Below are 9,029 nucleotides of genomic sequence, written 5' to 3'. Positions count from 1 at the left end.
CGCTTTTGCTACACTAAAAACTGTTAAGATAGGGAGTTTTTAGTCAGGGGGATGTAGCATGAAGCATATTAAATCAGTATGGTTTTTGATTGGCTCTATGATTTTTACTTGTCATGCGAGCACTCATACTTTTATGAATACGTTTGAAAATGGATCAGCTACTCATAGTGTCATTGCCACTTCATCTGTCGTAGCTCCTGAGCCTACCGCTGATATTTCTAAAAAATCAAAACCAATTATTAAGAAGTCTGCGACTGATAAGTCAGCGACTGGAAAGTCGGCGACTGATAAGTCTACGAAAGATCTTTCTGAGTTTGAATCTTATGTAAAATATTTATCAAATATTAAAAATGTCATGTCTTCTGTAAAGGTTAAAGAAGTATCATTTCCTGTTAAACAAAGTGATATTTCTGATCAAACTTTTATACGAAATGGTTTTTTAGTCACTCGGCCTGGAGCTTTGGGTACTGTAATTATTTGTCATGGATACACGCAGTCTAAGCATGAATCTTTTTTCTTTCGAGCGCTTTTTTCACATTTTAATGTTTTAGCTTTTGATTTTAGAGCCCATGGTGATTTAATCATAGATCAGCATTCCACCATTGGAAAAGATGAGATACATGATGTGTGGGGAGCTGCTCAGTTTGTGAAATCGAATCCTGATTTTGCAAGTAAACCTATCATTGGTTTTGGTTTTTCTATGGGTGCTGTTTCTCTTTTAATGGCGCAAGCTCACTTCCAAAATCTTTTTGATCTACTTATTTTAGATAGCCCGTTTGATTCAAGTGATATTTGTATGTTAAATCGACTTGATGAGCTTTTATCCTATAAATTCCTTCCTGGTAAAGAGTGGATTAAGAGTGCGATTATGAAAGGTTTGTATTCTGAAAATTGGCAGTCAGTGGTTAAGCCTATCTTTAAAATGGCTACCGGGCTTGATCCTCACAGTGTTTCTACTAAATTTGTTCCGGTCATTCCTATAAATATTGCAAGCAAGATTACCATTCCGTGCCTTTTTATTTCGTGTGAAAACGATAAAAAAGTTACCGTTGATTCAGTCAAGCGGCTTTATGATCAAGTTGGGTCACCGTTTAAAAGATTATGGATTACCCAAGGAACTCGTCACTGTGGCTCATGCCTTGCACAGCCAGAAATTTATTTATACATGGTTAACAAATTTATTAAAAAAAGTTTGAGCAAGAAGTGGAGCAATGCTGAAAAAATTATTGATAATCGGGTGATGGTTGTCTGAATGAATTAGATTTTTAATTTTAGGGGGAGAAAAAGATGAAAAAAATAATTATGGTTTTGGCGTTGGCAAGCAGCGCATGCATGCAAGCACGGTACCACATGGTAAGCAGTCAAAAAGAGTTCGAAAGACTTTTAGACAGATATGAATATGCCGTTGTTTGTTTTGCTCCAGACAGGGTGAGCTCAGATGAGCAAGATAAAGAAGTAGTCAACAAAAGTGAAAGAAATAACATAAAACAAGAGTTTCGATCACTTAAAAACAGTGTAGAAAAGGCATCAGAAAGTAAAGATTTTGATACCTATTTAAAACAGGATGTAGGATTTTTGGTAGTCAATGTTGCAAATAAAAAAGCTCAAGAAGTGGACAAGCAGTATGCTTTGACCGAATTTCCAGTCTGTATGATTTTTAAAAATGGGCAAGCAAGCTCAATGGCTAAAATGCTTCGTCCAAAGTCTCGATATGATATTTTATCTTTTGTAGATAAAAAAGTCGGAGCAGAGTTGGACAAAATTGTAAAAGATCGAAAAGAAGATGATCGCAGAGCTCAGCAAGATTGGATTGACTCGCAGTATCGCTCGGTTTTGAAATATTATCCATACGGTAGCTGGCCAGCATATACTTGGAGTGGTCCTTACTGGGGCGGTCCATACTCTGGTGGCGCAACATGGTCATCTGGATTTCCTGGAGCTGCTTGGTTTGTTGGGTTTTAACACAAATAATATTTAAGGCTATGGTTTTTGATCAAACTCATACGGTTTGACATTTCCTAGCCTTGATTCTTCTTTTGCTTTGAGCGCTTTTGCAATAAAATCATAGGCCAAGTCAGGATTTTCTTTTTCGGCCATTTTAATTTTTTCCTGCAGATCAAAGATTTGGTGTTCCTCAGAGAATTTATTTTGAGTGTGTTGATTTTTTTTCATGGGTACTCCTAAATGCTTATGTAGATTTAAGATAACATAGTTTGTTTGGTTTTAATGATGTTTTTACATAATTCAATTGAATTAATCTGACTATGATCTTAATATGGATTAACTTCTTTAGAAAATGAAAGTAATTCTATGAAAAAAATTATAATAAAAAAAACAAAAAGTCCTGATCAAGCAGATTATTTACAGGTATTACTTGATATTAAAATACAAATCGGACAATCGCAAATTGAAGCGCTAGAGACTATTAATTCATCATTAAATAAGAGAAATTGGATTATTGGTCAAATTATTTTTGAAAAGCAAAAACTACACAAGTGGGGCGAGTCATTTATAGAAAATTTAGCTGCAGATATACAAAAATTATATCCAGGAATAGAAGGGTTTTCTAGGACAAATATTTTTAGAATGAGGTCTTTTTTCGAGGCATATAAAAATCCCACAGCTGTGGGACAATTACCAAATTTGCCTATTTACTTGCTTCCTTGGGGTCACAATGCTGTTATTTTAGAAAAGGTTGATACGCTAGAAAAACGCATTTGGTATGCATTTGCAGCAATTGAGGGTGGCTGGAGTAGATCCACTCTAGAAATCCAAATTAAAACAAATTTGTATGATCGAGAGGGTAAGGCAATCACTAACTTTCAAAGAGTCTTGCCTGCTCATGATTCTGCCTTGACGCAACAAGCATTTAAAGATCCATATGTCTTTGATTTTCTTTCTTTAGACAATGATCATTTAGAACATGATCTTGAGCAGGGGCTTATTTCACAAGTTCAAAAAACGTTACTTGAAATGGGTAAAGGATTTGCCTTGGTAGGCAGGCAATATCATATAGCGATGGATGATGAAGATTATTACATCGACCTTTTATTTTATCATACCAAGTTGAAATGCTACATAGTCGTTGAGCTTAAAGCGCGTAAGTTTTCGCCAAAAGACATTGGGCAATTAAATTTTTATCTTTCTGCGGTAGATGATTTAGTTCGTGATAAAAATGATAATCCAACAATTGGGCTTTTGCTTTGCAAAACAAAAAATAATTTTACGGCAGAATATACCTTGCGAAATATTAATCGACCTATCGGCATTGCAGAGTATCAAACAGAGATTATAAAGAAATTTCCAAAAGACTTAAAAAACAGCCTGCCAACGATTGCAGAACTGGAAGCAGAGCTTGAAAAGACAGGCTTTATAGAAAAAAACAGTAAAAAAATAAAAAAACCAAAATCCAGAAAGTGAAAATTTATACTTTTTTAGAACTTCTTGCATAAAGAATGTTTTCTGTTTTATAGTGATTTGACGTAATTGTGAAATCACTATTTTTTTAAAAAAGGGATAAAAGTGAAGCATCCAAATCTTTTGAGTAAGTTTTTTTTAGTTTTTATGTTGAGTGCCTATTCGGGTAGTGTCTTTTCAATGGACGATGTTCTTGGTAGTGCTGATAAAGGTCTTGAAGAGGGTCTTGAAGGTACTTCTGGTCGCTTAGAGGGTGAAACAGATGCGGACTTTGAAACTAGGATGCAGGATGTGGCTGATGATGCTGGTGAAGCATCAGGTGAGGCAGAAAAAGCTCTTAGCGCAGAAGAAAAAGAATTGAAAAATCTTAGAGGCAAATCGGATAGTGAGCTTACAGATGCAGAGCGAGCTAGAAAGGCACAGCTTGAAAAAGATGCAAATGTTGATAAAGCAAAAATTAGAAAATCTGAAGAATTAGATAGAGATGCTGCCCAAAAATCAGCTAAAGCAAGAGAAGTTAAGGCTGGTAATACCAAGCTTGGAAAATTTAAAAACTTTGTTGGATCAGGTCTCAAAGGCTTGGGTGGTTTTTTAGCCCATGCTGGAGAAACAGTAGTTTCAGCAGTTCTTTTTATGATTCCAAATATTTTTCAATCAACAATTCTTGCTCAAAAAGCACGAATGGTAGAGCTTCAAACTCTTGCGGCGCCATTAAAATTTGGTGAGTGGGTTCTTCAAATTCCAGATTCGTGTATTAACCTGGGCACTCCAACATCATCATTTCCAATTTATGTAAGAGTTCCTGTTGATACAGTTGGAGAGCCAGTTACCATGTTTGGTTGCACTGGACCATCATCCTCTAATCCTATTTCAAGCTCGATAAACACTGTTGGTGAAGGAATGATGACCGTCTTTACTTTAGGAACAATGAGCACTTCTTTGGGAAGCCTTGGTAGTGGAAACGTTGGGCGGTATAATTTTACACCAGACTTTTATAAAAAATCAGGTTTTGTAGTGGCCGCTGCAGGATCATACGGATCACCAGCAGCAAGTACGCTGACAAGTAGTCAGTTTGCAGGCTTGGTAGTAGATTTAAATACTGGGTATGTCATGGATGCATCTGGTGAACAAAATAGCGTATGGCCACTTATTAATCTAACAGTTCCTGGTACAGATCCACACGGAAATCCTTACAGTGGAACACCTGTTTCAGTAAAAGATTTCCTGCCGCTTGAGCTTAGTAAATTAACTCTTTCTGGAGCTAAAAGAACATTTACTCAGTATCAAGATGTTTCGGCTGGATCATCTGGAAACAATGTTTCTTCTTCAATTCAAAATCAATTTAAATGTTCATGTATTGATAAGGGTGGTGCAAATGCAGATAGTGCATCTGTGTGTAGCTCTGGTCAGTGTATGATTAGAAAAGCTTTAGATGCGTATGCAAGCGGACTATTTTTAAATTCTTCAGGTCGGGCTGCTATGGAAGTACCTGGCTCTACTCAAGTAAATGGACTTGGCTCAGTTGTTCCTATGTTTGGTTGGGGTGAAGAATGTCCGGTCAATTCAGTAGTTTTTCCAAATTCTAAGCCTGTAAGCGCTGAACAATATTCTTTAATTAAATTTTTGCCGCAGCTTCAGTCTGCATTTTGGGATGCTGACAGCTCAAAAGCAGTCGGTAAAAAAGCTCCTAAAGTTGCCAAACAAGCAGTTTCTGAAATTATGTACGCAGATCCAACATATAATTATGGAGCTCAGGGTTGTTGGGTTTATCTTTGCGCAAACACTCCTTTTGCTAAGGCTCTTCAGATGCAAGAAGGTGGTGGTAAAAAATCAGTTGCTGAGTCAATTACGGGACCACTGGTCGATTATATTATTTTCCTTGATTATACAGGTTCAAACGTGGTGCCGTTAACTGTTCCAATTCTTGCGCCCATTGCACCAGGATCAACAGTTATGTGGCCAACGATTGGTTTAAATCCTGCAGCGGTATACTGGGTAAGTTTGATTGGCTCTGGGTTAAGTGAATTCCAGCAGAATGGAGGCCCAATCATGTACAGCCTTTCAGATGGAGGCGCAAATGAAATGCCCGGTGGTGCAGCAACAATATCAGCTGTAATGGCTGAGTTGATTTCATACGTTAATCCAAACCAAGTAAAAATAACAACTTTCCCTCTTTTATCACAACAATTTGCGATTCATTCACAAGCGCTTCTTTCAAAATATAGTTATGGTCCATTTAAATATGGCAATTTAGCATTGACTCAAAGCTCATACAATATTTCTATTCCTGCTCCTTCAAGTGGTGGTGCTGCTTCAACTATCAGTCTTTATGAAGGTTCAAAATGTTTTGCATCTTCGGTTCCAGACCTTTTAATTCCTCTGGATAGTTCAGGAAGTCCGGTGTCCTTGCCAGATGCAGAGATTGCAAACTTTCTTAGTGTCATCACTGATGTTTCTTATACCGTTTTGCCAGATGGTTCTGTGAAGGCATCTGACTTTTCTCAAGCACCGATTAATAAAACTGGATCTATTTATAAATTAAATCAATCTGAAAAAAGCACGTTTACAACAATTTCAGAGCTGATTCCTTCTTCGAGTACTGCAGCGGTTGCAGATGTTTTAGCATACGCAACGACGCAGCGTGATGCATGGTTTAATAATTTTGAGAATTCTTCTCAGGCTCAAGGATTTAACCTTGGAGCTTTAGCATTTAAATTGGCTTCAGGTCTTGTGACCAAACAAGCTGTCGCAAATAATTGTTTTATCTATGAAGTGATGCCAAGTCCTTCAGCTGCGATAACAAATCAAGATTATTATGTTATCACAGGTCCAACTGTTGCAACGCTTGAAGCATTAAAGCCGATGAGCGCTACATCTGCATCATCAAGCTCAAATGTTGTAAGTTTAGTTACTGGACTTGTCTATGACATGCAAGGAAATCCAGTTCTTGATTCAAATAAAAACCCATTAAAACTTAAAAGCTCTACAGCTACGAGCAGTAATCAGGTAATGGGTCTGGTAATTTTTGATTACATGGTTTCAAAATTCCCTGTTGGCAAAGCAATGTCGCAAGAATTTAAAACAGATTATTTAAACTGCGTAACCTCATACGGAGCACAAATGCTTCGCCCAATGGGTCCTTACTCTTTTGGAAGTCTAAGCATAAGTATTTATGCTGGTGACTTAGCAAATGGTAACTATGTTTACTTCCCGTCGGCTGGAATGCATCAAAAAGATTATGAGCCAGCTGATATGTTTGTAACCATAGATATGACAGCAAGCCCTCTAGCTTTTGCAGAAAAATTTGATGGAAGCACCACTCATCTGCTCAGCCTTGTTTCTGGTCAGTTGTATGATTCAACGGGTCCAATTAGTATTCTTCCCCAGTCAGCTTTAATTGCTGAAACTAAGAAATTAAGCGCTAACTGGGGCCACAGATTGCAAGCAACGATCACTCGTTTGCAAGCTGCTTCTGTAGCAAGACTTAATGCTGAAGCTTCAGAGCAAGCAGATCTTGAAGCCGCGTACGCAAAAACATCATCAAGCAAAGTTACTTTGTCTCCATCTGATGTTACGACGATTATTAAAAGGCTTTCCCCATCAGGAACCAATGGTTTGCCGTATCCGTATGATGATTTAAAATATGACTCATTAAAACAACAATATGTGCGCTTTTCTCCAGCAAGTCCGACCGATGCAAGTGCCATGTTGTATCAATTCTTTGATGTGCAAAACAGTTATGAAGTTGATGGCAAACCAGTCCAGCTTGGTGCGGTGTTTGATGGAACTGGAAAACAGCTTCGTGTGGTTCAAGGTGTAGAGCATGTAGCGACATTAGATCAGTACGGTATTGTTGGTGCAGGTACTTCTGCTCAATCTCTTGGTGTGCCTTTATTAAAACCATCACTTTTGATGGATGAAAAAGATCTCGCGTTAGTTCCTGGTCAGTCAGGAACAAGTATGATTGTCAGCACCGATAAAGATTTTCCTGGAAAAGCGATAACTTTAGCAAAAGGTTATCACCTATACTTTAGTAAAATAATGGGTGTGTACTACGCATTTGAAGCGAAGCGTAAACAATGGATTTCTATCGAGGGTGGAAACTTGTATGAACAGGATGGAACTCCGGTAAAAATAAAAAATAAAGTCGCAAAAGTTTCAGGCAAAAAAGGTGAAGATGATATGATCCTGCTTTATGAAAATGAAGCTGGATATACTCAAGGGTACATCGATGGAATTGGGTACAAAAACGAAGACAATACAACTGGTTCTATGAGTTGGATGGCAACATCTGCTCCGTATGGATCAGCAACAGTTGTTGAAAATAAAAACAAAACATCTTACACGCTTGATAAAAAAACATATTCAGTAAATTCATCATATGTATGGAATCCTATGATTTTCATACCAATTGATGATACTGGAAATATTTTATCAACAATGCCAGATTCTTCATACAATGATGCTCAGTTGATACTAAACAAAGGTGAAATTTCTCATATGGTTTTTGATAGAACCATGTACAAGAAATTTGATGCACCTGCTGGCACAATAGCTACAGCTCCAGGAAAAACAACTATTTCTATGGTGCCTGTGGATGGCAAAGTTGATGCTCCAATCGAAGTTGCTATGGGTGTGGATGCTGCAACAAAAGCTCCATTTGTCACAGTTATTGATGGAGACGCGACTTATAAATATGGATTCTTGTTTGATGAGTTGGATGGCGATACACAAAAAGCATACCAAGCATCAGTATTTAAAGGAACGATTGTGGTATGTCCAATTGCATTCCCTGTTGGTCCTATGACAGAGAATTCAGTAAAGGTAGGTGAAAAAACAGCAAAAGTTTCTGTGCCAGATCAATCAACCTATGCAATATTTACTAAAAACATTAGTAATATTCATGCCCTAAAATCTGTTTCAACGGCTGTAAATGCACCTGATTCAGGCACTCCAGAAGGTTCAGCATTTGGATCACATCTGTTTAGACTTTTAAGTAGTGCTGATGGCAGATATTTTGCAACGATGTATCCAGTAGAAACTCCAGCAAATGCTTCTCATGCTCCAGCGGTTACCTACTTTAATCAAAGTGGTTATGCAGACTTGCAAACAGGAGCATTGTTTGATGAAACTGGTGCAGCAGTTGGTTACTCACTAGATCTAAAAGATTGGTTAGATCTTTTAAACACTGTGCACGTATGTGTTGTGCAAGATGATAAAGGAAATAATCAATTAGTTTATCGCAATGCACAGGCTGTCAGTGCGCAGGCGAAAGCACTTGTTGCAGACTCACAGGCAGCGGTTGCAGGATCTAATAATTTGTAACAGATTTTAAACTCGTTGTTTTAAAAAAACAGTCTAAAAGTCGTAATGGCTTTTAGGCTGTTTTTTGTTATAGTTTTTATGCATTTAATCAAAATATATAGTCATAAAAAGATCAAGGATGTTATGAGACTTAATACTAAGATTTCAACAAAAAAAGCTTTCGAGCTTGGTTGTAAAAGTACCGTAGTTTTTTTGCAAGAAAAATTTGTAGCAAAAGATGTTGATGCTTTAACAAAAGAATATGGTGTTGATGTTGCTCTTTTTTTAAAAGATGCAAAATTTACCGG

Annotated in this window: 5 protein-coding genes; 4 read left to right on the top strand and 1 reads right to left on the bottom strand. The window is 37.3% G+C overall.

Features of this window, described 5'->3' with window-relative positions:
* The first annotated feature begins 58 nt into the window (after window positions 1–58).
* Both NTU89_04425 and NTU89_04420 read left to right on the top strand, forming a co-directional pair.
* Window positions 59–1,252, top strand: a complete 1,194-nt coding sequence (locus NTU89_04425; protein MCX5923774.1) for an alpha/beta fold hydrolase — start codon at window positions 59–61, stop codon at window positions 1,250–1,252.
* A 35-nt stretch (window positions 1,253–1,287) separates the two neighbouring features.
* Window positions 1,288–1,962, top strand: a complete 675-nt coding sequence (locus tag NTU89_04420) for a hypothetical protein (protein MCX5923773.1) — start codon at window positions 1,288–1,290, stop codon at window positions 1,960–1,962.
* An 18-nt stretch (window positions 1,963–1,980) separates the two neighbouring features.
* Here the strand turns inward: NTU89_04420 and NTU89_04415 are convergent, their stop codons facing one another.
* Entirely contained in the window at window positions 1,981–2,172 is a 192-nt protein-coding gene (locus tag NTU89_04415) for a hypothetical protein (GenBank protein ID MCX5923772.1), read from the bottom strand.
* A gap of 138 nt (window positions 2,173–2,310) precedes the next feature.
* Here NTU89_04415 and NTU89_04410 point away from each other — a divergent pair, with 138 nt between their 5' ends.
* Entirely contained in the window at window positions 2,311–3,420 is a 1,110-nt protein-coding gene (locus NTU89_04410) for a PDDEXK nuclease domain-containing protein (protein MCX5923771.1), read from the top strand.
* 102 nt (window positions 3,421–3,522) lie between these two features.
* A complete protein-coding gene (locus NTU89_04405; protein ID MCX5923770.1) occupies window positions 3,523–8,742 on the top strand; it encodes a hypothetical protein in 5,220 nt (1,739 codons plus the stop codon).
* The last annotated feature ends 287 nt before the right edge of the window (window positions 8,743–9,029 follow it).

The organism is Candidatus Dependentiae bacterium, from assembly GCA_026389065.1.
In the GTDB taxonomy this organism is placed as follows: Bacteria; Babelota; Babeliae; order Babelales; family Chromulinivoraceae; genus JACPFN01.
The sequence above is the reverse complement of the archived record's forward strand: the minus strand, read 5'-3'. Positions and strand labels throughout refer to the sequence as shown.